Origin of the sequence: Selenomonas sp. oral taxon 892 str. F0426 (genome assembly GCF_000468035.1) — a bacterium.
In the GTDB taxonomy this organism is placed as follows: domain Bacteria; phylum Bacillota; class Negativicutes; order Selenomonadales; family Selenomonadaceae; genus Centipeda.
Genome location: NZ_KI260535.1, coordinates 71,051 through 97,969, shown reverse-complemented (window position 1 = coordinate 97,969; position 26,919 = coordinate 71,051). Strand labels below are relative to the sequence as shown.

General features: G+C 54.6%; 34 protein-coding genes. 20 read left to right on the top strand and 14 right to left on the bottom strand.

The features are described 5' to 3' along the window. Positions 1-24: 24 nt before the first annotated feature. Genes HMPREF1992_RS04275 through HMPREF1992_RS04250 form a run of 6 tightly spaced genes read left to right on the top strand, consistent with a single transcriptional unit; the run spans position 25 to position 6,157 of the window. Positions 25-1,053, top strand: a complete 1,029-nt coding sequence (locus HMPREF1992_RS04275; protein ID WP_021684617.1) for a radical SAM/SPASM domain-containing protein — start codon at positions 25-27, stop codon at positions 1,051-1,053. Further along, positions 1,046-2,257: a nucleoside-diphosphate sugar epimerase/dehydratase gene (locus HMPREF1992_RS04270; RefSeq protein WP_021684616.1), complete on the top strand. Its 1,212-nt coding sequence runs from the start codon at positions 1,046-1,048 to the stop codon at positions 2,255-2,257. Before HMPREF1992_RS04275 ends, HMPREF1992_RS04270 begins: the two co-directional genes overlap by 8 nt. 8 nt (positions 2,258-2,265) lie before the next feature. Continuing rightward, positions 2,266-3,783 carry an amino acid adenylation domain-containing protein gene (locus HMPREF1992_RS04265; protein ID WP_021684615.1) on the top strand — a complete coding sequence of 506 codons (1,518 nt, stop codon included), beginning with the start codon at positions 2,266-2,268 and terminating at the stop codon, positions 3,781-3,783. Then, the gene (locus tag HMPREF1992_RS04260) at positions 3,776-4,006 is read left to right on the top strand and encodes a phosphopantetheine-binding protein (RefSeq protein ID WP_021684614.1); all 231 of its coding nucleotides are present in this window, start codon (positions 3,776-3,778) and stop codon (positions 4,004-4,006) included. The genes HMPREF1992_RS04265 and HMPREF1992_RS04260 overlap by 8 nt, the downstream gene beginning before the upstream one ends. Positions 4,007-4,020: 14 nt before the next feature. Then, positions 4,021-4,878, top strand: a complete 858-nt coding sequence (locus tag HMPREF1992_RS04255; protein ID WP_021684613.1) for a hypothetical protein — start codon at positions 4,021-4,023, stop codon at positions 4,876-4,878. Positions 4,879-4,894: 16 nt separating this feature from the next. Continuing rightward, complete coding sequence (locus tag HMPREF1992_RS04250) at positions 4,895-6,157, top strand: glycosyltransferase family 2 protein (RefSeq protein ID WP_021684612.1); 1,263 nt, start codon at positions 4,895-4,897, stop codon at positions 6,155-6,157. Between the two features lie 167 nt (positions 6,158-6,324). On the opposite strand, the gene holA is transcribed toward HMPREF1992_RS04250, so the two are convergent. From holA to HMPREF1992_RS04230, 4 genes are read right to left on the bottom strand one after another with little or no spacing between them, the layout of a single operon-like run. Then, entirely contained in the window at positions 6,325-7,368 is a 1,044-nt protein-coding gene (gene holA, locus HMPREF1992_RS04245) for a DNA polymerase III subunit delta (protein WP_021684610.1), read from the bottom strand. Next, entirely contained in the window at positions 7,365-7,991 is a 627-nt protein-coding gene (locus HMPREF1992_RS04240; RefSeq protein ID WP_021684609.1) for an MBL fold metallo-hydrolase, read from the bottom strand. The genes holA and HMPREF1992_RS04240 overlap by 4 nt, the downstream gene beginning before the upstream one ends. Further along, on the bottom strand, positions 7,984-8,655 hold the full coding sequence (locus HMPREF1992_RS04235; protein WP_021684608.1) for a hypothetical protein: 672 nt from the start codon (positions 8,653-8,655) through the stop codon (positions 7,984-7,986). The genes HMPREF1992_RS04240 and HMPREF1992_RS04235 overlap by 8 nt, the downstream gene beginning before the upstream one ends. A 14-nt stretch (positions 8,656-8,669) precedes the next feature. Then, positions 8,670-9,182 (bottom strand): GNAT family N-acetyltransferase, encoded by a 513-nt coding sequence (locus HMPREF1992_RS04230; RefSeq protein WP_021684607.1) that lies wholly within the window; start codon positions 9,180-9,182, stop codon positions 8,670-8,672. Between the two features lie 162 nt (positions 9,183-9,344). Here HMPREF1992_RS04230 and HMPREF1992_RS04225 point away from each other — a divergent pair, with 162 nt between their 5' ends. Beyond that, entirely contained in the window at positions 9,345-10,559 is a 1,215-nt protein-coding gene (locus HMPREF1992_RS04225) for a DUF819 domain-containing protein (protein ID WP_021684606.1), read from the top strand. A gap of 41 nt (positions 10,560-10,600) precedes the next feature. Here the strand turns inward: HMPREF1992_RS04225 and HMPREF1992_RS04220 are convergent, their stop codons facing one another. From HMPREF1992_RS04220 to HMPREF1992_RS04180, 10 genes are all read right to left on the bottom strand, one after another. Beyond that, on the bottom strand, positions 10,601-10,882 hold the full coding sequence (locus tag HMPREF1992_RS04220; protein ID WP_021684605.1) for a hypothetical protein: 282 nt from the start codon (positions 10,880-10,882) through the stop codon (positions 10,601-10,603). 122 nt (positions 10,883-11,004) lie between these two features. After that, positions 11,005-11,526 carry an anaerobic ribonucleoside-triphosphate reductase activating protein gene (gene nrdG / locus HMPREF1992_RS04215; protein ID WP_231366955.1) on the bottom strand — a complete coding sequence of 174 codons (522 nt, stop codon included), beginning with the start codon at positions 11,524-11,526 and terminating at the stop codon, positions 11,005-11,007. Continuing rightward, on the bottom strand, positions 11,504-11,788 hold the full coding sequence (gene nrdD, locus HMPREF1992_RS04210; RefSeq protein ID WP_006304909.1) for an anaerobic ribonucleoside-triphosphate reductase: 285 nt from the start codon (positions 11,786-11,788) through the stop codon (positions 11,504-11,506). The genes nrdG and nrdD overlap by 23 nt, the downstream gene beginning before the upstream one ends. Before the next feature lie 293 nt (positions 11,789-12,081). Further along, a complete protein-coding gene (locus HMPREF1992_RS04205; RefSeq protein WP_021684602.1) occupies positions 12,082-13,179 on the bottom strand; it encodes a mechanosensitive ion channel family protein in 1,098 nt (365 codons plus the stop codon). Positions 13,180-13,201: 22 nt separating this feature from the next. Then, positions 13,202-13,657, bottom strand: a complete 456-nt coding sequence (locus HMPREF1992_RS04200; protein WP_021684601.1) for a hypothetical protein — start codon at positions 13,655-13,657, stop codon at positions 13,202-13,204. Further along, positions 13,654-14,022, bottom strand: a complete 369-nt coding sequence (locus HMPREF1992_RS04195) for a response regulator (RefSeq protein ID WP_021684600.1) — start codon at positions 14,020-14,022, stop codon at positions 13,654-13,656. Before HMPREF1992_RS04195 ends, HMPREF1992_RS04200 begins: the two co-directional genes overlap by 4 nt. A 41-nt stretch (positions 14,023-14,063) precedes the next feature. Further along, positions 14,064-14,456, bottom strand: coding sequence for a cytidine deaminase (locus HMPREF1992_RS04190; RefSeq protein WP_037358541.1), 393 nt, complete (start codon positions 14,454-14,456; stop codon positions 14,064-14,066). Further along, positions 14,446-14,571: a hypothetical protein gene (locus HMPREF1992_RS11910; RefSeq protein ID WP_255346839.1), complete on the bottom strand. Its 126-nt coding sequence runs from the start codon at positions 14,569-14,571 to the stop codon at positions 14,446-14,448. Before HMPREF1992_RS11910 ends, HMPREF1992_RS04190 begins: the two co-directional genes overlap by 11 nt. Before the next feature lie 10 nt (positions 14,572-14,581). Further along, positions 14,582-15,766, bottom strand: coding sequence for a phosphopentomutase (locus HMPREF1992_RS04185; protein WP_021684598.1), 1,185 nt, complete (start codon positions 15,764-15,766; stop codon positions 14,582-14,584). Between the two features lie 14 nt (positions 15,767-15,780). Next, complete coding sequence (locus HMPREF1992_RS04180; RefSeq protein WP_037358538.1) at positions 15,781-16,317, bottom strand: GNAT family N-acetyltransferase; 537 nt, start codon at positions 16,315-16,317, stop codon at positions 15,781-15,783. 160 nt (positions 16,318-16,477) lie between these two features. Here HMPREF1992_RS04180 and HMPREF1992_RS04175 point away from each other — a divergent pair, with 160 nt between their 5' ends. The 13 genes from HMPREF1992_RS04175 to tatC all read left to right on the top strand — a co-directional run bounded on the left by HMPREF1992_RS04175 (position 16,478) and on the right by tatC (position 26,917). Beyond that, positions 16,478-16,960 (top strand): hypothetical protein, encoded by a 483-nt coding sequence (locus HMPREF1992_RS04175; protein ID WP_021684596.1) that lies wholly within the window; start codon positions 16,478-16,480, stop codon positions 16,958-16,960. A 31-nt stretch (positions 16,961-16,991) separates the two neighbouring features. Next, entirely contained in the window at positions 16,992-18,020 is a 1,029-nt protein-coding gene (locus HMPREF1992_RS04170) for a rod shape-determining protein (RefSeq protein WP_021684595.1), read from the top strand. A gap of 72 nt (positions 18,021-18,092) precedes the next feature. After that, on the top strand, positions 18,093-18,896 hold the full coding sequence (flgF, locus tag HMPREF1992_RS04165) for a flagellar basal-body rod protein FlgF (RefSeq protein WP_021684594.1): 804 nt from the start codon (positions 18,093-18,095) through the stop codon (positions 18,894-18,896). A gap of 84 nt (positions 18,897-18,980) precedes the next feature. Continuing rightward, the gene (flgG, locus tag HMPREF1992_RS04160; protein ID WP_021684593.1) at positions 18,981-19,775 is read left to right on the top strand and encodes a flagellar basal-body rod protein FlgG; all 795 of its coding nucleotides are present in this window, start codon (positions 18,981-18,983) and stop codon (positions 19,773-19,775) included. Beyond that, on the top strand, positions 19,772-20,536 hold the full coding sequence (gene flgA, locus HMPREF1992_RS04155; RefSeq protein ID WP_021684592.1) for a flagellar basal body P-ring formation chaperone FlgA: 765 nt from the start codon (positions 19,772-19,774) through the stop codon (positions 20,534-20,536). The genes flgG and flgA overlap by 4 nt, the downstream gene beginning before the upstream one ends. Positions 20,537-20,560: 24 nt before the next feature. Then, positions 20,561-21,160, top strand: a complete 600-nt coding sequence (locus HMPREF1992_RS04150) for a flagellar basal body L-ring protein FlgH (protein ID WP_021684591.1) — start codon at positions 20,561-20,563, stop codon at positions 21,158-21,160. 15 nt (positions 21,161-21,175) lie between these two features. Beyond that, a complete protein-coding gene (locus HMPREF1992_RS04145; protein WP_021684590.1) occupies positions 21,176-22,291 on the top strand; it encodes a flagellar basal body P-ring protein FlgI in 1,116 nt (371 codons plus the stop codon). Positions 22,292-22,303: 12 nt separating this feature from the next. Continuing rightward, positions 22,304-22,732 carry a rod-binding protein gene (locus tag HMPREF1992_RS04140; protein WP_021684589.1) on the top strand — a complete coding sequence of 143 codons (429 nt, stop codon included), beginning with the start codon at positions 22,304-22,306 and terminating at the stop codon, positions 22,730-22,732. A gap of 86 nt (positions 22,733-22,818) precedes the next feature. Further along, positions 22,819-24,336 carry a phosphodiester glycosidase family protein gene (locus HMPREF1992_RS04135; RefSeq protein WP_021684588.1) on the top strand — a complete coding sequence of 506 codons (1,518 nt, stop codon included), beginning with the start codon at positions 22,819-22,821 and terminating at the stop codon, positions 24,334-24,336. A 79-nt stretch (positions 24,337-24,415) separates the two neighbouring features. Next, a complete protein-coding gene (locus tag HMPREF1992_RS04130; RefSeq protein ID WP_021684587.1) occupies positions 24,416-25,450 on the top strand; it encodes a polyprenyl synthetase family protein in 1,035 nt (344 codons plus the stop codon). Positions 25,451-25,495: 45 nt separating this feature from the next. Beyond that, a complete protein-coding gene (locus HMPREF1992_RS04125; protein WP_021684586.1) occupies positions 25,496-25,843 on the top strand; it encodes a twin-arginine translocase TatA/TatE family subunit in 348 nt (115 codons plus the stop codon). 21 nt (positions 25,844-25,864) lie between these two features. Beyond that, the gene (locus HMPREF1992_RS04120) at positions 25,865-26,080 is read left to right on the top strand and encodes a twin-arginine translocase TatA/TatE family subunit (protein ID WP_021684585.1); all 216 of its coding nucleotides are present in this window, start codon (positions 25,865-25,867) and stop codon (positions 26,078-26,080) included. Positions 26,081-26,083: 3 nt separating this feature from the next. Continuing rightward, positions 26,084-26,917 (top strand): twin-arginine translocase subunit TatC, encoded by an 834-nt coding sequence (tatC, locus tag HMPREF1992_RS04115; RefSeq protein WP_021684584.1) that lies wholly within the window; start codon positions 26,084-26,086, stop codon positions 26,915-26,917. Positions 26,918-26,919 lie beyond the last annotated feature (2 nt).

Sequence of the window (26,919 nt, the reverse complement as noted above, 5' to 3'; positions counted from 1 at the left end):
CGAAAAATCTAAACGAGGTGTATCATGACCATTCGCGAACCCTCCTATCATACCGATCGTGTCGTTTTGGGCGAACGGCTGCCGCTGGCGACGCCCCTTTCTGTGATCTTGGATCTGAGTGAGCGCTGCAACTTCAGATGCAGCTACTGCTTTCGGTCGGGGGAAAAGGATGCGAGTTGGAGCTTCGCTGCCGCAGGCGAGCTGATGTCCCCGGAGGTCTTTGAAAAGGCCGCACGGCAGCTCCAGGATTTCCCTCAGAAATTGAAGCTGGTTTCGCTCTCGGGGCACGGCGAGCCCTTGTGCAATCCGCATCTTGTGGATATGGTGCGTCTTCTGAAACAGCTGAATGTTGCGGAGCGCATTGATATGCACACGAATGCATCTCTTTTGACGGAGGATAATGCTTCGCGTATCGCGCAATCGGGATTATCACGCATTGTCGTTTCGTTGCAAGGGCTGGATGCCGCAGCATATCAGCGTACGTGCAAAGCGAATATAGATTTTCAACGATTCTACCATCACCTGAAGCTCATGTACGAGACGAAAGCAAAGGATTTGAAGATTCATATCAAGATCGCGGATGCCGCGTTTGGGAACGAAGCTGTGCAGGAAAGCAAACGTCGTTTCTATGAACTTTTTGATGGCATTGCGGACAGCATATTTGTGGAAACTGTAGTACCGCTCTGGCAGAATATAGATGTCAATGCGGATCAAAATATCAATAAATATGCGTATGAATGCGGCAAGGTAGATTACTGTCCGCTGGTCTTTTATAAGATGTTCGTAGCACCGGATGGAGGAATCTATCCCTGTACCAATCTTCCTCCGCCGATGAGCCTTGGCAATATCCATGATACGACCTTGCAGGCGGCATGGCACAGCCGTCAGCGATTGAATTTTTTGAAGGAACATTTGCGTTTGACGCGCTATCAGCAGAGATCCTGCAAAGAATGTTTTGTGCCTTTTAATACGGTTACAGGCTCCGGGGATATCCTTGACCCCTATAAAGATGGGATATTGGAACGTTTGGAGGAACGATCAAACGATGCGTGAAAAAATTGATTTTGCATGGCCGGTCACGTCTGAGAATGCTCTCGTCTACCAATATTTTCAATCCGAGGTGGTGCGGCTCAGGGACAATCTCGCCGAGAGCCGGATTGTGATCTTCGGTTCCGGAATACGCGGCTGTTGCCTGCTGCACATCCTGGAACAGCATGGTTTTCAAAAGATTGTTTTCTGTGACAACAATCCTGAGAAACAGGGGCATCTCATTCATGACTATGATATTTGTTCGCTGAGCGATGCCCTGTCTTACCGGGGGCGGCAAGTTTTCCTCGTTTCGCCGGAAAACAGCGGATCTATGAGAGATCAGCTCATCGGAGCAAAGCTAGAGGAGGGGCGCGACTGGTTCTCCTTTGATCTATCGGTTTATCATGCCTATCTTGCGGAATATCAACGGCCTGTCGACGATCACATGCTAGTTATGGGCGACTGTGCCTTCTCGCATATCGCATTGACAGATCAAGTGACGGATTCCTTGGGCGATATGATGAAAACGAGCTTCGGTCAAGAGCGTTGCAAGGTGCTCGCGATGCATGGCTTTGGTCAGCAAGCGCAGCATCATATCCTTCACGCCCTGTTGGATCGGGGAGAGCGTCCATTATTATTATTATTATTATTGGTGATGGAGGCATTGACGCCAAAAGCGCATCTTATGCCGCGCACGCAGCACCCGACCTTAATTCGCCGCCTGTTGGATGCCACAGAGCAGCCGCGGGCAGAGTTCTCTGCGTATGCAGAGCTTGCCGAAGAACGGTTTCGCCGCTTCCAAGTGGAATCGTTTGCTTCTTTTAAGAAAACGGAGGACGATACGAGTGAGAAGCTGTATATGCAGATGAACTATCTGTTCCGCATCAAGGAGGAAACGGAAGGGGTCGTGTATTTGAAAAAGACCATCCGTCTCTTGAATGCGTATGGGATCCCAATCGTTCTCTATGTGCCGCCGGTCAACTATATGCAGGGTGAACGCTTCTTTGGGGTGGATTTTAAGGCGAGATATCAAGAAAATTTTACGAAGCTGTATGGATTTCTGGATCGTGAAGGCCTGGACTATCATGTTTCAGATGCCAGCTTCCTGCTCACGGCAGATGAGTTTGCAGCAGCGAATACGATCGATGAAACTTCAAACTATGCCGGTCGGAGCAAGCTGTTGAAATTTTTTCATGAATCCGAGGTGATTCGCACCGTTATGGGATAGGGGATGCTATGCTTAAGAATGTCACCCAATACTTACAATATTCCGCCGAGCGTTGCCCGGATAAAATTGCATTCCGGGATGCGGCGCAGCAGTTGACTTTTTCTCAACTTGCATCGCAAAGTCGGGCGTTGGCCTCTGCCATTGCTGCAGCTGTCGACGGGCAAAAATGCCGCCCTGTCGCCGTGTATTTACCGAAAGGTGTGGACTGCATCATCGCATTCTTTGCAGCGGCATACAGCGGGAATTTCTACACGCCGCTGGACACGGCCATGCCGCAGGGGCGACTGCGCAGTATAATGGACACGCTGCATCCTTCCGTCGTCCTCACAGATCGGATACATCATGAAGCCGCTTTGGAGGTCGCCGGAGATGCCCTGGTGATGGATCTCGAAGAACTGTGTGTCGGGACGGTCGATGACGGTGTGCTCGACAAGATCCGGCGTACTGTGATTGATACCGATCCGCTGTATGTGATGTTCACCTCCGGATCCACCGGCATACCGAAAGGTGTGGTCGTCAGTCACCGTTCGGTGATCGATTATACCGAGTGGCTTGCGGAGACGTTTGCGTTTTCCGAACGCACGGTGTTTGGAAACCAAGCACCGTTCTACTTTGACAATTCGATTCTTGACATTTACAGTACGGTCAAAAATGCCGGCAAAATGGTCATCATTCCGGAGGAAAAATTCTTATCCTCGAAACGTTTGTGCCGCTACTTGGATGAGGTCGGGATCAATACGATCTTTTGGGTGCCTTCGGCACTTGTCCTTGTTGCGAACTCGGGTGTCTTGGATACGGTCTGCCCCAAGGGGATCGAGAAAATTTTGTTTTGCGGTGAAGTGATGCCGACCGCCCAGCTGAATGTTTGGCGCCGCGCCCTTCCCAATGCCCTGTATGCCAATCTCTACGGGCCTACCGAAATCACAGATGTTTGCACCTATTTTATCGTGGAACGTGAATTTTCTGATGTGGAAAGCCTTCCGATTGGATTCCCCTGCCGCAACACCGATATTCTGGTGTTGAACGAACGGGATGAGCCGGCTGCCGACGGGGAGATTGGCGAGCTGTGCGTCAGGGGCACCTGCCTGTCCCATGGATATTATCGCAACCCCGAAAAAACGGCTGCCGCATTCACACAGAATCCGCTCAACACCATGTATCCCGAAAAAATATATCGTACCGGCGATCTGGTACGATATAATCAGTATGGCGAGCTGCTGTATCTGGGGCGCAAAGATTACCAGATCAAACATATGGGGCACCGGATTGAGTTGGGGGAGATTGAGACAGCGGCGAGCGCGTATCGGGATGTGAAGCAGAGCTGCGCCCTGTACGATGCACAAAAGCAGAGGATCATCCTTTTTGTGGCTGCCGAGGGCATCGACAAGACGGCATTGTATCAGCATTTGAAAACCCGTTTGCCGCATTATATGCTGCCCGCCCTTATCGTGGATTTGGAGGCGCTGCCGCTCAATGCGAATGGCAAGATCGATCGAATCGAGTTAGGAGGAGCATACTGTGGTTAAAAAAATTATCGGGATCATGAACGAGATGCGCCCCTATGAAGAGATAACGGAAACAACCGAGCTCATCGAAAGCGGTATTTTGGACTCTCTTACCATTCTTCATTTGTCCGCACAGCTGGAGAATGTTTTTGATGTCGAAATTGCCGATGAGGCGCTGACAGCGGTCAACTTTGCCAATGCAGACGCGATTGCGCAGTTGGTCAGGAAAAGTAAGGGAATTTGATAGAGGAAGAATGTATGTTGATACAGCCGAAAGACACTGAAGGGCTCAGAGCACGATTGACCGAGCGCCCCCTTGCGCTCTTTGGAATGGGGGGCATGGGCGCGAAAATCATCGCGTATTGTGACGCGCACCATATACCGATTGCCTGTCTTGCAGATAATAATACGGAAAAACAGGAGCAGGGACAGGATGGTCGGAAGGTTCTTTCGCCGCAGGAGATGAGGGCGGCCTATCCGAATGCCAATGTTTTGATTTCATCAGCGGTGTTCTTTCATGAAATAAAAAAACAGTTGGAGGACTTGGGCGTTCCGGCAGATCAGATCCTCTCATATACGTTGTTTATCGCGGAGAACGTCACTTGGTCCGCGCTGGATCAGGAGGCCGATTGGAAGCGGATGCGCATGCGGAACAGGGATGTTGCTATGTGGATCGATGAAAATGTTCACTCCGTCATTGATTATGGCGCCGGCGAGATGTTTTTGAAAACACTCCTGCCTGCCGGTTGTGCGGAATACTATCCCATTGATTATATTCGACGTTCGGATGAAACTATCGTATGTGATTTGAATGCGGGAGATTTCCCCGATATATCTGCCGATGTTGCCGTACTTACCGGGATATTGGAGTTTGTAACTACAAGCGAGTCGCTGCTGCGCCATGTATCTACAACAACAAAACAGAAAATTATTTTATCGTATATGACGCTGGAGAAGTTTCCGGATATAGAGGGCAGACGTATATCTGCCTATGTCAATCATTTCACGGAGCAGGAAGTGATTGACCTGATGGCGCAAAACGGTTTTGCGCTCAAGGAGCATCATCCGGATCCGAGCCATGAGGTCAATACGCTGTTTTTCTTTGAAAGAGTATAAAATCTGAGAAATTGCTATGAAGAAGATATATATACGAACGCATGCCTACAATGCTTCCAAAACATTGCGGCGCACCGTGGACAGCGTCCTTCATCAGACACATACAGACTATATCTACTATCTGTGTGACAATGGCTCTACTGACGGTGGGGCGACCCATCAGATCATTGAGGCGTATGCGAAATTGGATCGCCGCATTGTTCCGTTTTATAATGGAGTGAATCACGTTTGGGAGGACAGTGCGGAATATATTGATTTGCCGCTTCATGTCGATGATGACGATTATTTTTGTGAACTCGATGCCGATGACGAATATCTGCCGACATTTTTTGAAGAAATGCTTGGTTTCATGCAGAAGTATGACCTGGACATTGCCTGCTGTGGCAATGATTTCCTGGATGCTGCACAAGAGAATCGCTTGTTCAGTCAGCGTGTGTTCACTGAAACGGTGATCTTGGAGGGACTGCAATTTGCAGAACTGTTTCCGCAGTATCATGGTTTTATGAGAACGTGTTGGGGCAAATTATATAAAGGCAGAGTCCTTCGGAACTATATCACGAGACATGAAGATTGTCCGAACTATCCCGTCGCCTACGGCGGTGATACATTCAATACGATGCGTGTTTTTCAAAATGCGAAACGCGTCGGAATTTTGCCGCGGTCGCTGCATAAGTATTATATATTCCCAAAATCCGTGTCTTATACCATGCATCCGCAGCGGGTTCAATGTGATCAAATTTTGCATAAAGCCGCCATTGACTACTTAAGCGCGTTTGGTCCCATCAGTCAACGAAATTGGGCGTTCTTATATAAAGTATATTTGTACGCGCTTAGGGATACCGCCGAACTGCTATTGCGCGCGGAGATGCCTGATTCGGAGAAGCTGCATTATTTCATTGAAATGGTCAACTGTAGGTATACGCATCAACTGATGGCGTGGGAGAATTTCGACGCCCCCCTTGAAGAGGCACAGGAAATTCAGGATGCTCGCAAAGATCTTTTCATAGCGATTGCCAAATGGCTGTTTTCGCTTCGTGAAGTAGAAAATGAGCAAGCAGAGGATTATTGTCGTATTGGAGAGCTTTCTTCGGCAGCTTCAGCGTATGCTGAGGGATGGATCGCTTTTCATAAGCGGAGCGCAATGGTCTATATTCAGCAAGGGAAAACCGAGCAGGCGAAGGCGAAGCTGAACGAGCTGAAAGAAGTGCTGCCGGATGACGAGGATGTGCAATATTTGTCACGATTCATCCCCACGACCGAAGGCTTTGTGAAGGGGTGAGGCGTGGGGGCAACAACGATCCGTGCAAGCTCCTTGGTTGAATGGATGTCGTGCGGCAGGAGGTGGACGAGGTCTTTACGCCAGTTCCTGGTGTTTGAAAACACCGGGAACTATTTTTTGCAACAAAAATGAGGCTGCTGCACGAGTCTTTCGTGCAACAGCCTCATTTACTTCCTGCACAGGCGAATTAGGGCATCCTCCAACAGTTCATCGCCCGCTTGCCCCGTTTTCAGCAGATAGTCGGCATCGGCGAGGGAGAGGATGGCACGCGCAAGCGTTGCCTCAGAGAATCCCCTTGCGTGCCCACCGAGTTTTTCGGCGATGAAGGGATGCAGGCCCATGACCTTGCCGAGGCCCTTCGGCGGCGTACCTGTCATGAGGAGGCGTTTCGCCTGCCAGAGCTGACGCACATGGCGGGTGAGGAGGGCGAGCAGAACAGTGAAGTGAACACCATCTGCGCGGCAGCGTGCAAGCAGATCCAGCGCACGCTGCACATCGCGTGCACTCACGGCATCCATCAGAGCAAAGACTGATACCTCGGGCATTTCGGAGAATGCAGCGCGAAGGTCTGCCTCTGTGAACTGGGCATTGTCCGTGTAGAGTGTCAGCTTTTCGAGTTGGCGGTCGAGAAATTCGAGTGAGATGGTCGGCATCATGCTGACGACATTTAGAAAGAAAGAGCGTGCCTCCCTCTGCATAGAGCGCCCCATCTCACGCAGTCGGCCATTCAGCCAATTTTCCACCGTCCACGTACGCACGGGTTCACTCTCAAGCACGCGGCCGTATTTTTCGACAGCCTGATAGAGCTTGCGCCGCTTGTCAGGCTTGGCACCGAGAGTAAAGACTGCGTATGTGGTGGAGGGGAGGTCGGAGAGGAGCGTGATCAGGCAGTCTGCATGGGTATCTTTGGAGGAGGAGAGATCCTCCTCGTCCTTTTTTTTCCCTGCACGGAAGATCGCCGCATCGCGCACGAGGACAACGATTTTGTCCGTGAAAAATGGAGCGGTCTCGAGCGACTCCATCAGCACATCGATGGGAGGCATCTCCTCATAGCGGATGAGGGCATCCGCACGCTCCTCCGGTGTGGGCAGAAGCCGGCGCAGAATCGCCTCCTCCGCACGCCGCGTATAGTAGCTTTCCTCGCCGGCAAGCAGGAAGACGTGCGGAAGCGCGCCTTTTGCGAGGGATGCCATAAACTCCGGGTAGTTCATCGGCGATAGCGTGCCATCTCAGCAGCTACGGTGGTCTCTTCCGTATGTCCCGAGTAGAGAACAGTATCCGGCGGCAGGGTAAAGACCTCCCGTGCGATACTTTCCCAGAGCTCCTGCGTGTTGCCGCCCGGGAAATCCGTACGGCCGATGCTTGCAAAGAAGATGGTATCGCCGACAAATGCGGCATGATCTGACGCACTGTAGAAGATGCAGGAGTCCGTCGTATGTCCCGGAGAGTAGCGCACATCGAGTGTGAATTTGGGATTTGCAGCGAGAGCGATGGTCTCACGGTCTGCGAATGTCTTTACATCCGAGAGCGTGACGGCCTCGCCGCCCCAGAGGGAGAGATTCCATCTGGGGTCGGCATAGTAGCGCGGGCTGTCCTCGGCAGCATAGACGGGGCAGGGGATGTGACGCAGGAAGTCGTTGACGCCGCCGATGTGGTCAAAATGGCAGTGCGTGAGCAGGAGACGCTCGATCGTCCAGCCCTTTTCCTTCGCATGGGCAGCGAGACGGCCTCCCTCGGCGCCGGCATCGATCAGGAAGCCGTGCTTTGTCTCGTCATCGATATAGAAAAAAGAATTGGTCGGGATCATATCACCGACGGTCATGCACTCAATCATTTTGTATCTCCTGTTCTTTTGGAAAGAGCAGCTGGAGGATGTGAATTCCCGTTTTCCCTCCTGACGTGATGCCGTCGCGGCAGGGCTTGCAGGAGCAGACGACATTATCTGCGGGAAGTTTTTCTGCGTGCCGGGTCAAGTAGATGCTCTGCTCCTCTTCGGCCATGGGGGTAAACATGGGGGATGTGCCGTTTTCATAGCGGCGGGGGGCAAGTTTTGCATTGACCGGCGGACAGGGATTCAAGAGCGTACGGCCGTGGAATCGCGTTCGATTGAAGTTTTCCTCCTGCTCGACGACCTCGATGTTCATTTTGTGAAGGAGGGAGCGGATCGCCTCCTGCATGCCGCGCCGTTCGCGCGCTGCCCAGCAGTCCTGTACGGTCACCTGCATGCCGCTGTGGTCGGGGAAGGGGAAGTTCGTATCCTGATCGATCAGCTCCCACACGTAGGTGAGTGTGGGGGCCGCTGAACTCTCTTCGACAATGGCGGCGCAGTTGTTGCAGATGACGACCGCCTGATCGGCATCGGTCAGCTGCGTGCGGCAGGGCTTGCAGCAGCCCGTCGTTGTGACACCGTGCTGTTCCTCCAGATAGCGCCGCACATCTTCGCTCTCCGCGGGAAAGTCAGCCTTGATTTTGCAGCTTGGAAAAAATACTCTTGCCATAAAAGAAATCCTTTCTATTTCACCGGATCGTCTGCCGTGCTGTGTGCAGCGCTCCACTCGTAGGCGCGGCGCGGCGTGCCGTCTGCAATATAGATAATGCCGCAGTAAGTGAATCCGCTTTTTTCCAGGCAGTTCTGCATGGGTTTGTTGTCTGCATGCGTATCGGCACGCAGGTGATCGTGCCTGCTGCAGGCAAAGTCCAGTATGGTGCGGAACGTGCCGCGCACGGTGCTGTCGCTGCCCGCGCGATGGATTGTCGCGTAGGGAGAGGTGTCCTGCCACGCGCCCTCGATGTGTGCGTAGGTTGGATCGTCGCCCGGGATGAGTGCAAAGACCGCGTGGAGATGTCCTGCTTCATTTTCCAGCACATAGCTCACACCGCGTGCGATGTCCGTATGCACGATCTCCTCCGAGGGGTAGCCGCCCGTCCACTGCGTCAGATTGCCGGAACGCCGCATAAAGGCCCGCGCTGCCTCATAGATGCGCAGAATGTCCGCGACATCCCGCTCCTCTGCTTGTCGTATCATCTTATCCAACCTTTCCGATGCTCCCTATTCTACACGATTGCCATGTATTTTGAAAGAAGCGTTTGCGGTCGTACGCAAATAATGCTATACTAAACGCGCTTTTATTGGGGGGCGGACTGATATCGCGTTCTTAAGAATGCATGGATAAAGGATAGGATATGAATGGATACATTGATTGATCCCGAAAATACATGGGCGCTTATGTCTGTCATGATGGTGGGCGTGACTGCCTCCATCTATCTGGAGCAGCGCTATCGCTGGGCGTCGCGCCTCTCGGGTGCTGTCATCGCGCTCATCATAGCGCTTGTGCTCGTCAACACTGGGGTTATCCCTGCACACGCAGTCCTCTACGATGATGTCGTATGGGGGTATTTCGTGCCGCTCGCGATTCCTCTTCTCCTGCTCCAGACGAATATCCGCAGGATCTGGCGCGAGACTGGGCGACTCCTTGCCATCTTTCTCATCGGATCCATCGGTACGGTCTCTGGGGCAGTGATCGCCTGCGCCCTCCTCCAAAACAGCATTGAGGAACTGCCAAAGGTGGCGGCGATGATGACCGGCTCCTATATCGGCGGCGGCGTCAACTTTACCGCACTCGCCGATGCGTTCAAGGTGAGCGGTACGCTCGTCTCCTCGACGATCGTTGCCGACAATCTTAACATGGCCATCTACTTCCTTATCCTGCTTGGGATTGCAGGAAATGCTTTCGCACGCCGAATATATAATCATCCGCTTATTGATGCGGTCGAAAAGAAGGGCGATGTGGGAGAGGGGAAAACCCTCGCCGCGGCCTACTGGGGACGCAAGGACATCTCTCTCCGGGATGTCGCGATGTGCGTCACCTATGCTGTTGTCGTCGTGACGATATCCAAGGTCCTCGGCGGATCACTCGGCACTCTCGTGCCGCCTGACGGTGGATGGCTTTCGAAGATGTGCAGCACCTTCCTCGGCAGCCAGTATGTCTGGATTACACTCCTGTCCATGCTGTTTGCCAGCGTCTTTGAAAAGCAGGCTAGTACGATGAATGGGGCACAGGAGATCGGCACCTTTTTCATTTATATGTTCTTCTTCGTCATTGGTGTACCGGCTTCCATCATGGAGATCCTGATGAATGCACCTCTGCTTCTCGTGTTCTGCTTCATTATGGTCGTCGTGAATATGCTCTTCTGTCTGATCGGCGGGAAAATGCTGAACTTTGCGCTGGAGGACATCCTCATCGCCTCGAATGCGAACATTGGCGGGCCAACGACAGCAGCCGGCATGGCGATCTCACAGGGGTGGAATGAACTTGTCGGCCCTGCGATGCTCGTCGGCACGCTTGGCTATGCAATTGGCACCTATATCGGCATCATCGTCGGCAGTATGCTCGGCGCATAAAACGACCCCCGTACATCCATCTCGATGTGCGGGGGTTTCTGTTATGTATCTTCGTGGATTTTCTTTTCAGCGCGTGCAAGGAACTCGGCAATCGCCCCTGTGTGCTCCACAGGAATCCAGACGGACGCCTTCGGCTTCCATAGATCGTTGACTCTCTTGCGGTAGAATGGCGTGATGGCAGTGTAGCGGCGGCCTCTTGAGCGGATGATGGAGACGCGCATTGCCTGTGTACTCGAGATTTCGAGCATACCAATCTCTTCGGCTGCATCGATGTTTAGGGCAAGTTTTTTCACCTTGTCTGACCGTGTCGTTTTTTCTGCCATGTTGATTCCTCCATGCTGATTTTCCTGCTAGCATCATACCATCTTTTTGTAAATATGCAAATGTTTTTCTAACAAAAGGCCCCCACACGAGGAAAATTACTTCGTTCGTGTGGGGGCCTTTGTCATTCATCTGTGTAGAGCAGTGTGAGCATACCTGTTGCTCGCGTTGCGGCAAGATCTATGACGCGCTGATTGCGCGAGCCGCGGAAGTGTAGGGTAAGATCACGCTCCTCCTCGCGATAGTCGCCGTCCACGAGGACGTCGAGCTCGTCAAGCAGTGCGTCCACGGCGGGATCTTTTTGTGCGCGCAGCTCCTCGAGGGTAAAGCCCGTATAGCTCCATACATCGAGACCACGAGCATGTGCACCGCGTGCGAGTGGGAGCAGCGCCGCCGGCTGCAGGAAAGGCTCACCGCCGCTGAGGGTGAGCCCTGTGAGAAGTGGGTTCTCATCGATTTCCTCGAGCACTGCCCCGACGGTCGTCATGCGTCCGCCGATGAGCGGCTGTGTGTCCGGGTTGTGACAGCCCGGACAGCGGCGGGGACAGCCCTGTGTAAAGACGGTCAGCCGCACGCCCTCACCATCCACGATGGAGTCACGTGCAATCCCAGAGATGTGGATCTCAGTGGAGTCCGTGCTTGACACGCTCGTGCTCCTCGGCCTGCTTGGCATTGTTCCAGCGGTCCGTGGTGCCGACGAGGTAGCCCGTGATGCGGCGGACGCGCTCGAACTTTGGCTGACGCATCTCATAGCCGAGGGTGACGCGTCCGTCATCTGTACCCGTGATGGAGAGGCGATCAAGCTTCTCATGGGTCTGCCCCTCGATGTAGGCAATGTAGTTTTCAACCTCGTGCGGGGTGATGTCCGAGAGGCCATTTACCGTGACATTGATATCGTTGACGATCATGCTGCATTCTCCTTTTTTCGCGCGCTGTTCCAGCGCGTTTTCCTTTTCGGCGATGCATCGCCGTTTCGTGAGGATTATACAACATCTAGTGGATGCTCGTCAATAGCAAATCTATATATAGTTGTTTGTTCACAAACTTATCCACAGGGAAATTTTGGAAAATGAGGCAGAAGAGAGGGGAAATACAGATGGGAAAAGGCACGGAGGGCATTGTTATGGACATAAAGTTATCCACAGTTTCCCTAGGGAGAAACTGTGGATTTTGTGGATAATACAATATATAGGAGATGTTGTTATTGATCAGGGGCGATGGTCTCCTGCGAAGTGTTTTCCACTGCTCCGTTATGCTCCTGAATGATGGTGCGGATGGGGTAGGGGATGTCAATCCCCTCAGTGCGGTAGCGCTCGGTGAGTGCCTTGATGAACTCGTGTTGGATGACGCCCTGATGATCGAACATGCTCGACGGCAGAATGACGTTGAAGTTGATGGAGGAGTCACCGAATGCCGTATAGCGTACGAGGGGGTTCGCATTGGGATTGTCATCGACGCGTGCGAGGACTTCCTTCGCCGTTTCGATGGTAATGCGCTCGACAGCGGCGAGGTCGCTGTCATAGGCGATGCCGACGGGGACGCTGATGTTGATGTTCTGTGTAGGCAGGCTGAAATTTGTGATGTTCGCGCCCGCAATGGTTTTATTCGGGATGACAATGGTATTGCTTGCACCGAGCGGGATGATGGTGGTAAAGCGCCATGTGATGTCCGTGACGCGTCCCTCCTCTCCCGAGCCGAGGCGGATGTAGTCACCGATGCGCAGCTGCTTTGAGAGGATGAGGTGGAGTCCAGAGAAGATGTTGGCGAGCGTTTCCTGCAGCGCAAGGGCGACCGCCATGCCGCCGACACCTGCAGCCGTCAGAATTGGGGCGATGGAGATGCCGTAGTACTGGAGGATGACGAGGAGCCCCATGGCGTAGATAATACCGATGAGGATGCTGTTGAGGAGGGTTGTCTTCGGGAGGTTTCGCCCCGAGCGTTCAAAGTACATGGTGACGACGCCGTCGACCGTGCGCGCGAGGACGCGCGTGATGGAGAAGACGTTGCTCGTAAAGAGGAGGTACGAGAGCAGCTTCGTTACCGTCGGAGAGATCTCCACGGCATCGATTGCCCAGTAGAGGCCGATGATGAAGCTGAAGAAGATGGGAACGCCCTGCATGGAGCGTATGAGAACATACTTCCACGTACTTTCTTCTACGTCGAGATGGCGATCGATGTAGCGGCGGATGAGGCGGTCTGCGATGATGCCCGCCGTGAGTGCTGCGAGCACGATGCTCGCGGGGACAAGGAGGAGATCGACGAGGGTGTCGAAGTCAAGTGTATGAGAAAATATGGTCAAGGGATTCTCCTTTCAAACGATGTCAGTGCTCATGGGCATTGAGAAATTCTTCCCGCGCTGCCATGAGACACAGCGACCCGGCAGGGCTTGTGAGCGGAAGCGAGAACTCTGCAGTCGGCGGCACGACAGCTCCGTGATGATGGCGCGGCGGATCAATGATCGAGACAGCATGGCCCTGCGCACGCATATGAGAGGAGAAATGGCCGTTGATGACGTTGAAGAGTTCGCCGACCGCATCGACGGCAAGCTCATCCATGCCGTCGAGCGAAACACCGCTGTAGCCGCTCGCAAGCACATAAAAAGCATCCACGGAGGCAGACAGGCCGACGATCAGAGGTCTGCCGTTCTCATCGAGCCGTTGGGATATCGTGATGTACTGTGTGGTGCTGCTCTCTTTGTCAATTCCAGCTCTCAGGTGAGCGTAGTCGGCGAGGCCTGAGAGGAATGTCTCGGTGTAGCTCGTGTAAAATGCGTTCATGTCTCCTCCGCGCACTGCCGCATCTTGGCAAGTGCTGCCGAAATCTCGTGATCGGCATATGGCTTCTGAATGAACATCAGCGCGCCGTTTTTATCGGCACTGGCGAGGTTTTCCTCTGTGGCTGCGGTTGAGAGCATGACAACAGGCAGGGACGGATGTGTCTCGCGCAGGCGACGGAGCACCTCACAGCCGTCGAGCTTCGGGAGAACGATGTCGAGAAAGACCGCGTCCGGTGACTTGTCCGCAATGTGCCTGAGTGCTTCCTCACCGTCGCGTGCCTCGATGACGGTATGGCCGCGGTCAAAGAGCTCCGCCTTGAGTTTGATGCGCACGAGGCGCGAGTCGTCCACGATCAGTATCTTCATGAGCCATCTCCTGTACTATATATGGTGATATGGTGAACCGTTCACGAGGGAAGCGCCGCTGCACCGAAGGCAAGCGGCAGCAGCTCGTCGGGAGTGAGGACGCGCAGATCGCCTGCCGTATTGGCGAGAATGACGCGTGCGATGGGGAACTCCACGAGCACCTGGCGGCACATCCCGCAGGGCGCACATGGTTCGAGGCTGTCTGCAATGACGGCAAGCGCCTCGAATTCACGCTCGCCGGCCGTGACGGCGGCGGCAATTGCCGTGCGCTCGGCGCAGATGCCAACGGGGTAGGAGGCGTTTTCTACATTGACGCCGCCGTATACTCTGCCGCTCTTTGTGAGGAGCGCCGCTCCGACGGCAAAGCCTGAGTAGGGGGCATAGGCACGGGCGCGGAATTCCGCCGCACGCGCGACGAGATCTTTATCGGTCATGCCAGCCCTCCGCGTCTGCATATCCATTGACATAGCCGTCGATCCAGCAGGAAACTTCGTCCCGCGTGAACGTGTCGCCGTGCTTCTTCTTCGTGATGATATCGTATATATTCATAGGAAAGCTCCTATTTCAACACGCGCGGCAGAAAACTTTCGCCCTTTGTCGTCAGCTGTGCACCGAACATATCCGCAACCGTTGCGCCGATCATGGCGAATGTTGGATAGGTGCCGAGGTTGATCGGTGCGATCTGCTTTCCGTAGATGAGAAGCGGGACGTACTCACGCGTGTGATCGCTGCCCGCAGCACCGGGGTCGCAGCCGTGATCTGCCGTGATCATCAGCACATCGTCCGCGTGCATTGCGGGGAGGAAGTCCGTGAGCCAATCGTCAAACTCCTGCATCGCACGCGCATAGCCGGGGATGTCACGACGGTGACCGTATATCATATCGCCGTCGACAAGGTTGATGAAGGCGAGCCCCGTGAAGTCCTCTGCAAGGAGCGCTGTCGTCTTGCGCATACCGTCAGCATTCGTCTCGTTGACCCCGAGTGAGCGTGTGAGACCGCGCCCGCCGAAGATATCCGAAGTCTTGCCGATACCGATTACGTCATAGCCTGTGCGGCTGAGCGCATCGAGTACGGTATCACCTGTTGGATCGAGGGAGAAATCATGGCGGCGTGATGTGCGCGTATAGTTCGGATAGCTGCCGATGAAGGGCCGTGCGATGATGCGCCCGACCCCGTGCTCCCCCTGCATGATGATACGCGCCTTGCGGCAGTACTCATACAGCGCCTCTACAGGAACGTGATCCTCATGCGCCGCGATCTGTAGCACACTGTCGGCCGAGGTGTAGACGATGAGAGCCCCGGTCTCCTCGTGTTCCTGTCCGTAGTCATGGATGACCTCTGTGCCGGAGTATGGTTTGTTGCAGAGAATCTTGCGTCCGAATGCTGCCTCAAGCTGTTCGATAATCTCGGGAGGAAATCCGTTGGGATATGTCGGCATGGGCGCGCTGCTCACGATGCCTGCCATCTCCCAATGCCCTGTCGTCGTATCCTTGCCGCGGGAGAGCTCGCGCAGGCGTGCATGGGCACCGATGGGCGCGGCATCTGGCGTGCCGGTCTGCACGCCGTCGATGTTGTAGATGCCAAGATGCGTCAAGTTTGATGCAGGGAAGAGGCCGCTCTCTGTCACCGAGCGGAGCGTGCTGCACGTCTCGGCATCGCCGAACTCTGCAGCATCGGGGGCAGCTCCGCAGCCGAAGCTGTCAAGTACGATGAGAAAAACACGTTTGATTTTGTTGCTTTGCATGATGCACACCTTCCTTATAGTTCCAGTCCCGCCCGTTTGCGAGCACGGTATTCTCGATCGAGGATGCCCAGTATGACGAGATTTTCATAGACGCCACGATGTAGAATCGTCTCACGGATGAGCGCCTCACGCACCATTCCCTCGCTTTCGTAGAGATGCAGCGCACGTGCGTTGTAGTCCTTGCAGTCGAGCCACGCGCGGTGCGCGCCCATATCCTCAAATGCCCATGCCTTGAGGAGTTTCATCGCCTCATGCCCATATCCGAGGCCTTTCCTCTCAATGATGACGTGCGTCCATTCCTGCTCCTTCGAGGCGAGCAGCAGCCCTGTGACATGGAGATAACCGACACGCTCCAGGCTCTCCCGCTCCTCGATGATGATATCCATCGACGCCTTTGCCTGCATGATGATGGACTCATGATCGGTGCGTGAAAACGGGACGATGTAGTCGCTGTTGTCCTTGGCCACCTGGAGATCACAGATGTAATCAATATCCGCTTCACCTGCACGGCGCAGGCGGAGGCGTGGACCCTCTTTTAGAATTCCTTCCATATAAACTCCTTCATTTCGAAAGCTTTCCTTATATTTTACATTGAATGGACATGGAAATGCAAGGGAGAGCGCAGTGCGAATAATTATAGATTGACGATATGGGACGAACATCATATAATGGAAAGACAAATAGGGCGTGTATGTAAAAGGGAGGAAAGGCATGGAGGCGCAGAAAAAACCATCGGTGCGTGATGTGCTTTGGCGTAAGAAGCGTGTGCGGGATCAGCTCCTCGATACAGTGGGGAAACTCTGTGACGAATCATGGGCTCTTTTTGAGAAAATCGCTGCGGATCGCTCCGGCCACACGAAGGATGCCGTAACAGTACGTGAGATCACGATGCGACTGCGTGCGCTTGCCTATCTCATAGAGGGGGAGCACTACATCGACCGTATTGCCTTTGAGGTGCAGACGAAGGAAGTCTATACGGCCGCAAGTACGGTTGCACAGGCATACGTTTCGGAGATGGTTCTGACGTTTCTGGATGGCATTATTCTCTATGGAAAGCAGTCCGAATGGGATAATCAGGAAGTGCAGGAGAACTATCTGCCTACCTTGGAATCATCGCTTGAGACGATACGCACAGCGCTTACTCCCGCCCCCGCACAGCAGGCGGATACGAGTGCAGCAGCCGCAGACGATTGATTGTTAGGAGCGATTAGGAGGCTTTCCATATATGTTCGGGATGTCGATGGATATCGGAATTGACCTTGGTACGGCGAATGTGCTCGTTTTTGTCAAGGGCAAGGGGGTTGTTCTCAAGGAACCCTCTGTGGTCGCGGTGAATCGCGACACGAATCAGGTGCTGGCGATTGGTGAGGAGGCGCGGCAGATGATCGGGCGTACGCCCGGCAATATTGTTGCGATCCGGCCGCTGCGTGACGGCGTTATCGCAGACTATGACATTACCGAGAGCATGATGCGCTTTTTTATCGAGAAGGTGGTCGGACGCAGTATTGTCTTTCGCCCGCGCATCATGATCTGCATCCCCTCGGGCGTGACGATGGTGGAGCAGCGCGCCGTCCAGGAGGCCGCCGAACAGGCGGGCGCACGCCACATTCAGCTCATTGAGGAGCCGCTTGCGGCGGCGATGGGCGCAGGTCTCGACATCGTGGAGGCACAGGGCTCGATGGTCGTCGATATCGGCGGCGGCACAACGGATGTTGCTGTCATCAGTCTCGGCGGCGTGGTGACGAGCGAGAGCATTCGCGTCGCCGGGGACTCCTTTGACGAGGATATCATCAACTATGTCAAGCGCGAGTTCAACCTGCTGATCGGTGAGCGAACGGCAGAGGAGATCAAGGTGCGCGTGGGCGCTGCATATACGTCGGCACGCCGTGAGCAGATGGATATCCGGGGACGAGACCTCCTCACGGGGCTACCGAAGAATGTCACAATCTCTACGGCACAGGCATCCGTTGCCATCGAGGGCTCGGTCACACGTATTGTCGACTGTGTGAAAAAAGTCCTCGAGGAAACGCCGCCGGAGCTTGCGGCGGACATCATGGATCGTGGCATTGTGCTGACGGGCGGCGGTGCACTGCTCTACGGAATGGGAGAACTCATCCAGCGTGAGACGGGTACACCGACGCTCGTTGCGGACGATCCCATGACCTGTGTGGCGATGGGGTGTGGGAAGGCGCTCGATATCTTCGACAAGTTTGATGGCAAGGCGACAAATACGACATTTGGCAGAAAAAAATAACAGGCAGGAAAAACGAAGAAGACAGCGAAATTATAATAAGATGAACAGTTTCTGGGAAAAAGAGGGATAACTATGTGGAGAGGACTGTATATTGCGGCATCCGGCATGATCACGGAGACGAAGCATACGGATATGATCGCAAACAATCTTGCCAATGCAGACACCACGGGATTCAAGCGGGATGATATGGCAATCCGTGAGTTCGCACCGATGCTGCTGCGCCGTATCAACGACCACTCTGCGGATACCGAGGTAACGAGCTTCAAGGGATTTCGTGTCGATGGAAATCGGGCGCCGCGTGTCGGTACGCTCGGTCTTGGTTCTGCTGTCGATGAGATTGCAACGGAGCACTTGCAGGGTGCCCTGCATACGACGGGCAATACGTATGACCTCGGCATCTCAGGGCCTGGATATTTCGCCGTCGATACGCCGCAGGGCGTACGCTATACGCGCGACGGCAGCTTCTATCGCTCGGCGAACGGCGAACTGCAGAATGTACGCGGGCAGGCGGTGCTGTCCTCGCGCGGACGCCCCATTCAGATCCCGGACGATGCGGGGAATGTGAGCATCTCGAGTGACGGACGCATCTATGCAAATGGCGGAGAGATTGCACAGATCGGCTTTTTCCAGTTTGGAATCAACGATCGTGTCACGAAGCAGGGCGACAATCTCTATCGCCCGCAGGAGGGGGCGCGGCCGCAGCAGGCGACGGGCGTCATCGAGCAGGGAATGCTCGAGATGTCGAATACGAGTGTCGTTACGGAGATGGTCGAGCTCATCAACAACTACCGTGTCTACGAGGCAGGATCAAAGGCGGTGCAGACGCAGGATACGCTTCTTGATAAGGCGGTCAACGACGTCGGACGTACGAGTTAAAGAAATTTAAGGAAAAGCAGTATTCATCCGATATAAAAGAGTGAATTATCTTTTGTAATCATTCCTTAGAGGGGGATAACTACTATGATGCGAGCACTTTGGTCTGCAGCGTCCGGTATGAAGGCGCAGCAGACGCAGATGGACATCGTTGCGCACAACATTGCGAACGTCAATACGTATGGCGGCAAGAAGGTGCGCGCGGAGTTCCAGGATCTCGTCTATCAGACGCTCCGCGAGGCAGGCGCTCGGAATGGTGCGGATTCGCAGTATCCGACCGCTCTTCAGATCGGTCTTGGCACACGCGTGGCAGCGACCCAGCGCGTCTTTACGCAGGGGGCGCTGCAGACGACCGACAATCCGACGGATATCGGCATTCAGGGCGAGGGCTTCTTCCGCGTCACGATGCCGGACGGTTCGACGGCATACACACGTGACGGTACGTGGAAGCTTGACAGCGATCGCCGCATGGTGACGACGGACGGCTATCTGCTCGCCGACGGCATTACGATTGGTCAGAACGCGCCGTCGGACTCCATTACGATCTCCGGCGATGGCCGTGTCTCCTACCGTGAGGCGGGACAGACGCAGCAGCAGGAAGCGGGGCAGATCACGCTTGCACGCTTTGTTAACCCGGCGGGTCTCACGTCCATCGGCAAGAATCTCTTCGTCGTGTCCGATGCCTCGGGCGAGGCGATTGAGTCAAATCCTGGTGTGGACGGTGCGGGTACGCTGGCGCAGGGAACGCTCGAGATGAGCAATGTGCAGATCGTTGAGGAAATGGTTGATATGATTGTCTCCCAGCGCGCTTATGAGTCCAACTCCAAGGCGATCACGACATCGGATTCGATGCTCGAGATTGCGAACCAGCTCAAGCGTTGAGCATACAAAGACGTACGATTACAGCCATTCTATTCCTATGGAGTGGCTTATTCGCTTTTCTGTGGAGCAGCACGGGCTTTGCGGCCTACGAAGGCACACAGAACGACCGCTTTCCTACGATCCTGTCCTCGGCGCAGCTCTCAGAGCTTGCTGCGCAAAAGATCGAGGAGCGGCTTGGAGAGATGGGCGAGACGCGGCGGCGTGAACTGCATCTGCAGCGTGCGGCATCGACGATGCACCTGCCCGCGGGCGAGGTCACGGCCGTGGTCGAGTTTCCGCGCGGACTGCCGTACGGGCGGGAGTTTCCTGTCGTCTTTACCATCTATGTAGACGGTGTCCTGAATCGACGGGCGAGCAGCTACTATCGGCTGACGGTCTATGATCGCGTGCTCGTTGCGATGACGGATATTCGTGCCGAGGAGACGATCTCCCCTGCGAATGCGCGTGTGGAGGAGAGGGCGGTCGATACGCTGCCCGATCTTACCATTACGGATTTTTCACGTCTGGATGGACGTGTTGCGGGGCGCTATATTCAGAAGGATCGTACGATCACGCCAACACTGCTTGCTATGCCGCTCGTCATACGCTCCGGCAATACTGTCGAGCTGGTGCTTGATGCAAACGGTATTGTTGTCCGCGCCGAGGGTGTGGCACTCGAGAGTGGCCGCACCGGGTATACGATCCGCGTGCGCAATGTGCGCTCCGGAAAGATTCTGCGCGGCAAGGTTATTGACGCTGCGACCGTACAGGTCATTGGATGAAGATATTTCCATAAGGAGTTCGATATGAGTAGAAAAAAATGGCTCGCAGGGATCCTGGCTGCCGCTCTTTGTACGACAAGCCTTGCCCCCGTCGTCTCGGCAGAATCCCTGTGGAACAATCCGAACGGGTATCCAACGAAAAGTCTATTTGCTGACCATCGTGCGACCGGCGTTGGCGATATTGTCACCATTGTGATCAATGAGACAACGACGACCTCGGCGACGCGGAGCAGCGCGAACGAGAAGAGCGGCTCAGTTAAACTCGGTGCGGGCATCGGCATTTTTGACTTCCTGCAGGCAGCATCGGCAAGCGGCTCGGACAAGTTCAGTGCCAAAGGCTCTGCCGCCTCCTCGAATCGTGTCGCAGGCAATGTCACCGTTACGGTCGTGGACATCACACCGGCGGGTAATTTTGTCCTTGAGGGGACACAGTCGATCTGGCAGAACAAAAACGAGCACAAGATTGTCTTCCGCGGCACCTGCCGTCCCGAGGATATCTCCAGTTCGAATACGATTCTCTCCTCGCGTGTTGCGGACGCGACTGTGCGCTTTGACGGCAAGGGCCCCCTGAATGCAAAGCAGCGGCAGGGGATCCTCACGCAGATCTTCAATATTCTATTCTGACGGGAGGCGCTTTGTATGAAGAAATGTGGCATTCTCCTGCTCCTCCTAGTACTTGTGCTCGGAGCACTGCCGGGGACCGCTGCGGCAGATTCTGCCGTAACGCGGATCAAGGACATCTCCAAAGTGCAGGGGGTGCGTTCCAACCAGCTGATGGGCTATGGTCTCGTCGTAGGTCTTGACGGCACAGGTGATGGTTCCAGCTCGGGAGAGACGGTACAGTCCATTGCAAATATGCTGACGACCTATGGCATCAATGTCAACACCAGTTCAATTAAGCTCAAGAATGTTGCAGCTGTCATGGTGACAGCTACTCTCCCTCCGTTTATACGTGAGGGAGATACGATAGATGTGACAGTCTCCTCCATCGGTGATGCGAAGAGTCTGCGCGGCGGTACGCTCCTGCAGACCCCCCTTCGTGCGGGCAACGGAGAAGTCTATGTCGTGGCGCAGGGAGGCGTCTCTACGGGCGGTTTTGCCGTCGGAGGCGGCGGCAGCAGCATGACGAAGGCATTCCCGACGGTTGGTATTGCCGTGAATGGCGGCATTGTCGAGCGTACCGTAGAGGACGACAGCATCGGTGCGAACGGACAGCTCTCACTCTCTCTTGCACGTCCGGATTTCACGACGGCCACGCGTGTTGCGGGAGCCATCAATGCACGCTATGGGAGCATTGCACAGGCGAACAATCCAGGCCGTGTCGATGTAGCAATCCCATCCTACTTCCGTGGGAATGTGGTCAGTTTTGTTGCCTCGATTGAGGAACTGCCCATCCGTCCCGATAATATGGCACGCGTTATTGTCAATGAGCGTACCGGGACGATCATCATGGGCGGAGAAGTCTCCGTCGATGCCATCGCAATTACACAGGGCGGACTCACGATCCGTATCCAGGGCAATACAGATGTGTCACAGCCCTCGCCCTTTAGCTATGGGAATACGGTTGTCACGCAGGATGCAGATCTTGATGTGGCAGACCCCAAGGGCAGCACCATCATCCTGCCGGCAACGACAAACATCAGTGACATCGTAGGTGCACTGAACACAGTGGGGGCAAATCCACGAGAGATCATCTCGATCCTGCAGGCGATGAAGGCGTCGGGAGCTCTGCACGCCGAACTTGATATTGTATAAGGAGAATATGGCATGACAATCCAGCCAATTGATGGTGCCGGCCTTTTGGGCGGTGCCGTACAGACATCCTACGATGCTGCGCGGATGAATGCCGAGGGCAAGTCCTTCCAGGCGACGCTTGATGAACTCAAGCGCAAGGCGGAGACGAGCGCCGTATCGGAGGCGGCGGGCTATGTCCCCAAGAATCCCATGTCGAAAGAGGAACTTGAGGCAAAGAAGCTGCACGAGGCATGCGAGGGATTCGAGGCAATGTTCCTGAGCATGATGTACAAGCAGATGCGTGCGACGGTGCCGGAGAGTGAACTGTTTGGCAAGAAGTCTAACGCGATCAAGATATTTGAGGATATGCGCGATACAGAACTGATGAATGCAGCAGCAAAGAGCGACGGCGTTGGTCTCGCGGATATGATGTATAAGCAGTTGACCATTAATAAGCGTTGAGGAAAGCGAAATTGAAATCAAGGGGAGCTGTGTGTGCAGCATCCCCTTTTCTATTGCGGATAATGATCGCTTAGTTTGGAGTATTTATGCGTGTTTTGAAGAAAGTTTTTGTGCTGGCAGCAGCTCTTATGCTTGCGGCATCTTCCTACGCCTGGGCAGCGGGGCTGAATGCGCTCCGCAGCGCAAGCGGCTCGACACATGACCGCTTGGTATTCGACTTTACGGAGATGCCGGTCTACCATGCCAGCCTCTCTGCAGATGGACGAGAGCTGATCCTTGACTTTGAGGGGGTCGACGTATCGGCATTTCAGCGTGTCGCGGTACGTACAAAGCGGATTGACGCGGTATCCTATGCTGCGCGGCGTGGTCATTTTTACGTGACAGTAACGATGGCCAAGGGGATGGACTATGCAATCGGAAATCTGACCAATCCGTTCCGCGTCTATCTCGATATTGCACCCAAGGGCGATGGAAAACAGGCGCTTGTGGCATCTCAGACACCTGTACCGGCAAAGCCTGTACCCTCTACGAAGCGAGAGGAAGGAAGTGCGGCAAAGGATGCGCAGCAGCCGAAAGAGGAGCAGCAGCCAAAGTTCCCCATATTGCGTGAGGAGCAGATTGCTGCCGGGCTGATGCAGCGTACATACATCTACAAGGATGACGATGGATTGGTGACCTCGTACTTTATCGAGGCCGATCCAAATCGCTATCGTGTTCGTCCGGCACTGGCGCGCGGCGTTATTCCAGGGCGACAGACGGTGAGCGGGATTGCACGGGATACAAACGCCGTGGCAGCGGTCAATGCCTCCTACTTTGCTGCAAATGGCGTCATTCTGGGCGTGACGAAGATCGACGGCATGACGGTGGGCACGACCTACTACGACCGCAGCGCATTCGGGGTGATGCCGGACGGTTCGTTTGTATTCGGTCCTGTCTCTTACAATGGAACCGTGAAGATCGATCAGGTGACGCTTCCCGTGTCCGGCGTAAATACCGACCGCGGCGAAAATGGTCTCGTTATCTACAACCGAGCCTATGGCAGATCGACGGGGACGAACCCCTATGGTCTCGAGTATGTGATTCGTGAGGGCCGTGTAGCAGAGATAAATACGAATGATTCTGCAATTCCCTCGGACGGATATGTTGTCTCTGTGCATGGTTCCTCCATGGATGCATTTGCGGTAGCGGGCTCACGTGTCGGGGATCCGACGGTGCTGACCGAGGACATGGGAGCCATGTGGAATCGCGCCGTGCAGATTGTGGGCGCAGGGCCACGGCTCGTCGAGAATGGAGCCGTGAACGTGACGGCGGGAGAGGAACAGTTCCCCGGTGACATCCGCTATGGACGTGCACCGCGCAGTGCTGTTGGCGTGACTAAGACGGGGAAGGTCGTCTTTGTCGTGGTCGACGGACGTCAGGAACACAGCCATGGGCTGACACTTACGGAGTTTGCGGAGCTGCTCGTGAAGTTTGGTGTGCAGAATGCGATCAACCTCGACGGAGGCGGCTCCTCTGCGCTCTATGCACGCGGTGCCATACTAAATGTCCCATCCGATGGTAGTGAACGAGCCGTTGGAAGTGCATTGATTTTGCAGCAGAGATGATTCTGTTCGTAAATGAGAGCCTCCTGAAATAATTTTGACGGTCTGGACGCAATATGATAAAATGTAAAAAGATTTACCCATGGGCAGAGAAAAGTTGCTGTGCGGTGCGGATGTGCACGATGTAGGTGATAAGACGTTGAAGAACGACATTTTTGATGTCATAAAGACGGATCTCGAGGCTTTTGAAGCGGAACTTGCCGCATCAGTTGTCTCTGAGACACCGCTCATAACGGATGTTGGAGAGCATCTCGTCTCCTCCGGAGGGAAGCGCCTGCGGCCCGCGCTTTTTTTGCTTGTGGCACACGGAGGCGCCGCGTTTGATCGTGCGCGCGCGATGCCGATTGCGATTGCACTCGAGCTGATCCACACGGCCTCTCTCGTCCACGATGATGTTATCGATGAGGCAGATACGCGGCGCGGAGCTGAGACAACGAATGCAAAATGGGGCAACCAGGTTGCGATCCTGAGCGGTGACTATCTCTTTGCACGTGCGTTTAAACTCGTCGCTGAGGGGAATTATGATGCGGAGGTCTATAGCAAGTTGGCCGATCTTGTCGGTACGCTCAGCGAGGGAGAGATCCTTCAGGACCACACGGCTTATCAGGTGCCCGAGAGTCAGAATGTATACTATGAGCGCATCCGAAAAAAAACAGCAGACTTTCTAAGGATTTGCTGTGAGCTTGGCGGCATGATTGGCGGGATGAGTTCTGCCGACACAGAGCGTATGGCGCTCTATGGCCACGCGATCGGTATGGCGTTCCAGATCACGGACGATCTCCTTGACTATCGTCAGACTTCGGAGGATATCGGCAAGCCTGCCGGACATGATCTCGCGCAGGGGTTTGTGACACTGCCCGCGATTCGCGCGCTTGAGGTCCTCGATGAGCCGCAGCGGGTGGAGCTTACAGCGCTGATTACCAATCCCAAGATGACGGAGGATGAAGTCACACGTGCACTTGCCATCGTCCGTACGACGGATGGTCTGGACTATGCGCAGGAGCAAGCAGATATCTACCTGGAGCGTGCGAAGGAGGCTCTGCCGGAGTCGCTCGCGGCGGAGATTCGTGAGACCTGCTTGATGGCCGCAGATTTTATCGGGCGCAGAGAGTTCTAGTAAATCGATGGAACGGTTTTAGGAGAGAAGATAAAGGAGTTATCCATGTTTGGTATCGGTGTACCCGAACTGATTTTGATCTTGGTGGTGGGACTCATCGTCTTTGGCCCCGGCAAGCTTCCTGAGATGGGGCGTACACTTGGCAAGGGCATCCGCGAGTTCCGCAAAGCGTCGAATGCGCTGTCAGCGGCAATCAACGCGCCCGAACCACCGCCTGCACCGCCCGCTGCCCCTGCAGCGCAGCCTGCGCCGCATCCGGCAGAACCGCCGCAGACGGCAGAGCCTCCTGCGCAGCCGATGCCCACGGCGACACCAACGGCAGAGACCGCAGCGGCGGCAGTTGAGGCACATGTGGCAGCGAAGAATACGACAGATATAGAAAATAAAGCATAGTATATTTTTTAGGAGGTTCTTATGTTTGGTCTTGGAGTTCCCGAGCTTGTCCTCATCCTCATCATCGGGCTAGTGATCTTTGGGCCTGGACGTCTGCCCGACATTGGCAAGGCACTCGGCAAGAGCATCAAGGAGTTCAAGTCGGCCAATAATGAGCCGGAGACGCGTACGGAAATCAACGTCACCGAGGATGCAAAACGTCTGCCAGACAGCGACAAACCAGAGGCGAAGAGCTGATCCATGGCGGAGGAATCGAAATCCCCTGAGACAGAGGAGCAGCAGACTGCAGGAGAGCAGCCCGCCTCCGCAGAAGCCGCAGCTGTGGCGGTTCCTGCGCCGCAAGCAGAGGCAGAGACGACGGGCGCCGTATCGGAGGATGATGAGGGCAATATGTCGCTCATCGCACATCTGACGGAACTGCGTTCACGCCTCATCAAATGTCTCCTCGCGGTCGCGGTCGGCTCCGGCGTCGGCTACTACTTCATCGACGATATCATGCACTATCTGACCGTTCCGGTCGGAAAACTCTACTATATGCAGCCCGCGGAGGCGTTCTTCACCTACATCAAGATCGCTGTCGTCGTGGGCTTTCTTCTCGCACTGCCCGTGATCTTCTACCATGTGTGGCGGTTCTTTCTTCCTGCCCTAACGAACGCAGAGCGGATTGTTCTCGGCATCGTCGTCCCCGTCTCCGTGCTGCTCTTTTTCACAGGACTCGCGTTCTCCTTCTTCCTCGTTTTCCCTGCGGCAATCATGTTCTTCAAGGGGTTCGGCAACGAGGAACTCGAGGCGCTCTTCTCTGTGAACCGTTATTTCGAATTCGTTATTATGTTTGTCCTGCCGTTCGGATTCGTATTCGAGCTGCCGCTCATTATCACCATTCTAGGCAAACTTGGGTTCATCTCCTCTGCGTTTCTGCGGAAATACGCCCGTATTGTCATCTTCCTCTCGTTCGTCATTGCCGCTGTGATTTCACCGACTCCCGATGTATTCACACAGTCGATGATTGCCCTGCCGATGATCCTATTGTATGGCGTCGGCTATCTCATCGTTCGCTTTATACTCAGAAAATAGGA

Excerpts from the sequence above, each read along its gene's own strand:
- HMPREF1992_RS04145 (WP_021684590.1), top strand. The coding sequence starts at position 21,176 with ATGAAGAAATGTGGCATTCTCCTGCTCCTCCTAGTACTTGTGCTCGGA.
- HMPREF1992_RS04140 (WP_021684589.1), top strand. The coding sequence starts at position 22,304 with ATGACAATCCAGCCAATTGATGGTGCCGGCCTTTTGGGCGGTGCCGTA.
- HMPREF1992_RS04235 (WP_021684608.1), bottom strand. The coding sequence starts at position 8,655 with ATGGCAAGAGTATTTTTTCCAAGCTGCAAAATCAAGGCTGACTTTCCC.
- HMPREF1992_RS04195 (WP_021684600.1), bottom strand. The coding sequence starts at position 14,022 with ATGAAGATACTGATCGTGGACGACTCGCGCCTCGTGCGCATCAAACTC.
- HMPREF1992_RS04220 (WP_021684605.1), bottom strand. The coding sequence starts at position 10,882 with ATGGCAGAAAAAACGACACGGTCAGACAAGGTGAAAAAACTTGCCCTA.
- nrdD (WP_006304909.1), bottom strand. The coding sequence starts at position 11,788 with ATGATCGTCAACGATATCAATGTCACGGTAAATGGCCTCTCGGACATC.
- HMPREF1992_RS04180 (WP_037358538.1), bottom strand. The coding sequence starts at position 16,317 with ATGGAAGGAATTCTAAAAGAGGGTCCACGCCTCCGCCTGCGCCGTGCA.
- HMPREF1992_RS04275 (WP_021684617.1), top strand. The coding sequence starts at position 25 with ATGACCATTCGCGAACCCTCCTATCATACCGATCGTGTCGTTTTGGGC.
- HMPREF1992_RS04125 (WP_021684586.1), top strand. The coding sequence starts at position 25,496 with ATGTTTGGTATCGGTGTACCCGAACTGATTTTGATCTTGGTGGTGGGA.
- HMPREF1992_RS04190 (WP_037358541.1), bottom strand. The coding sequence starts at position 14,456 with ATGACCGATAAAGATCTCGTCGCGCGTGCGGCGGAATTCCGCGCCCGT.
- HMPREF1992_RS04265 (WP_021684615.1), top strand. The coding sequence starts at position 2,266 with ATGCTTAAGAATGTCACCCAATACTTACAATATTCCGCCGAGCGTTGC.
- HMPREF1992_RS04250 (WP_021684612.1), top strand. The coding sequence starts at position 4,895 with ATGAAGAAGATATATATACGAACGCATGCCTACAATGCTTCCAAAACA.
- HMPREF1992_RS04185 (WP_021684598.1), bottom strand. The coding sequence starts at position 15,766 with ATGCAAAGCAACAAAATCAAACGTGTTTTTCTCATCGTACTTGACAGC.
- HMPREF1992_RS04135 (WP_021684588.1), top strand. The coding sequence starts at position 22,819 with ATGCGTGTTTTGAAGAAAGTTTTTGTGCTGGCAGCAGCTCTTATGCTT.
- HMPREF1992_RS04175 (WP_021684596.1), top strand. The coding sequence starts at position 16,478 with ATGGAGGCGCAGAAAAAACCATCGGTGCGTGATGTGCTTTGGCGTAAG.
- HMPREF1992_RS04270 (WP_021684616.1), top strand. The coding sequence starts at position 1,046 with ATGCGTGAAAAAATTGATTTTGCATGGCCGGTCACGTCTGAGAATGCT.
- HMPREF1992_RS04150 (WP_021684591.1), top strand. The coding sequence starts at position 20,561 with ATGAGTAGAAAAAAATGGCTCGCAGGGATCCTGGCTGCCGCTCTTTGT.
- HMPREF1992_RS04240 (WP_021684609.1), bottom strand. The coding sequence starts at position 7,991 with ATGATTGAGTGCATGACCGTCGGTGATATGATCCCGACCAATTCTTTT.
- tatC (WP_021684584.1), top strand. The coding sequence starts at position 26,084 with ATGGCGGAGGAATCGAAATCCCCTGAGACAGAGGAGCAGCAGACTGCA.
- HMPREF1992_RS04200 (WP_021684601.1), bottom strand. The coding sequence starts at position 13,657 with ATGAACGCATTTTACACGAGCTACACCGAGACATTCCTCTCAGGCCTC.
- HMPREF1992_RS11910 (WP_255346839.1), bottom strand. The coding sequence starts at position 14,571 with ATGAATATATACGATATCATCACGAAGAAGAAGCACGGCGACACGTTC.
- HMPREF1992_RS04230 (WP_021684607.1), bottom strand. The coding sequence starts at position 9,182 with ATGATACGACAAGCAGAGGAGCGGGATGTCGCGGACATTCTGCGCATC.
- holA (WP_021684610.1), bottom strand. The coding sequence starts at position 7,368 with ATGAACTACCCGGAGTTTATGGCATCCCTCGCAAAAGGCGCGCTTCCG.
- HMPREF1992_RS04120 (WP_021684585.1), top strand. The coding sequence starts at position 25,865 with ATGTTTGGTCTTGGAGTTCCCGAGCTTGTCCTCATCCTCATCATCGGG.
- flgF (WP_021684594.1), top strand. The coding sequence starts at position 18,093 with ATGTGGAGAGGACTGTATATTGCGGCATCCGGCATGATCACGGAGACG.
- flgG (WP_021684593.1), top strand. The coding sequence starts at position 18,981 with ATGATGCGAGCACTTTGGTCTGCAGCGTCCGGTATGAAGGCGCAGCAG.
- HMPREF1992_RS04170 (WP_021684595.1), top strand. The coding sequence starts at position 16,992 with ATGTTCGGGATGTCGATGGATATCGGAATTGACCTTGGTACGGCGAAT.
- HMPREF1992_RS04225 (WP_021684606.1), top strand. The coding sequence starts at position 9,345 with ATGGATACATTGATTGATCCCGAAAATACATGGGCGCTTATGTCTGTC.
- HMPREF1992_RS04130 (WP_021684587.1), top strand. The coding sequence starts at position 24,416 with ATGGGCAGAGAAAAGTTGCTGTGCGGTGCGGATGTGCACGATGTAGGT.
- HMPREF1992_RS04255 (WP_021684613.1), top strand. The coding sequence starts at position 4,021 with ATGTTGATACAGCCGAAAGACACTGAAGGGCTCAGAGCACGATTGACC.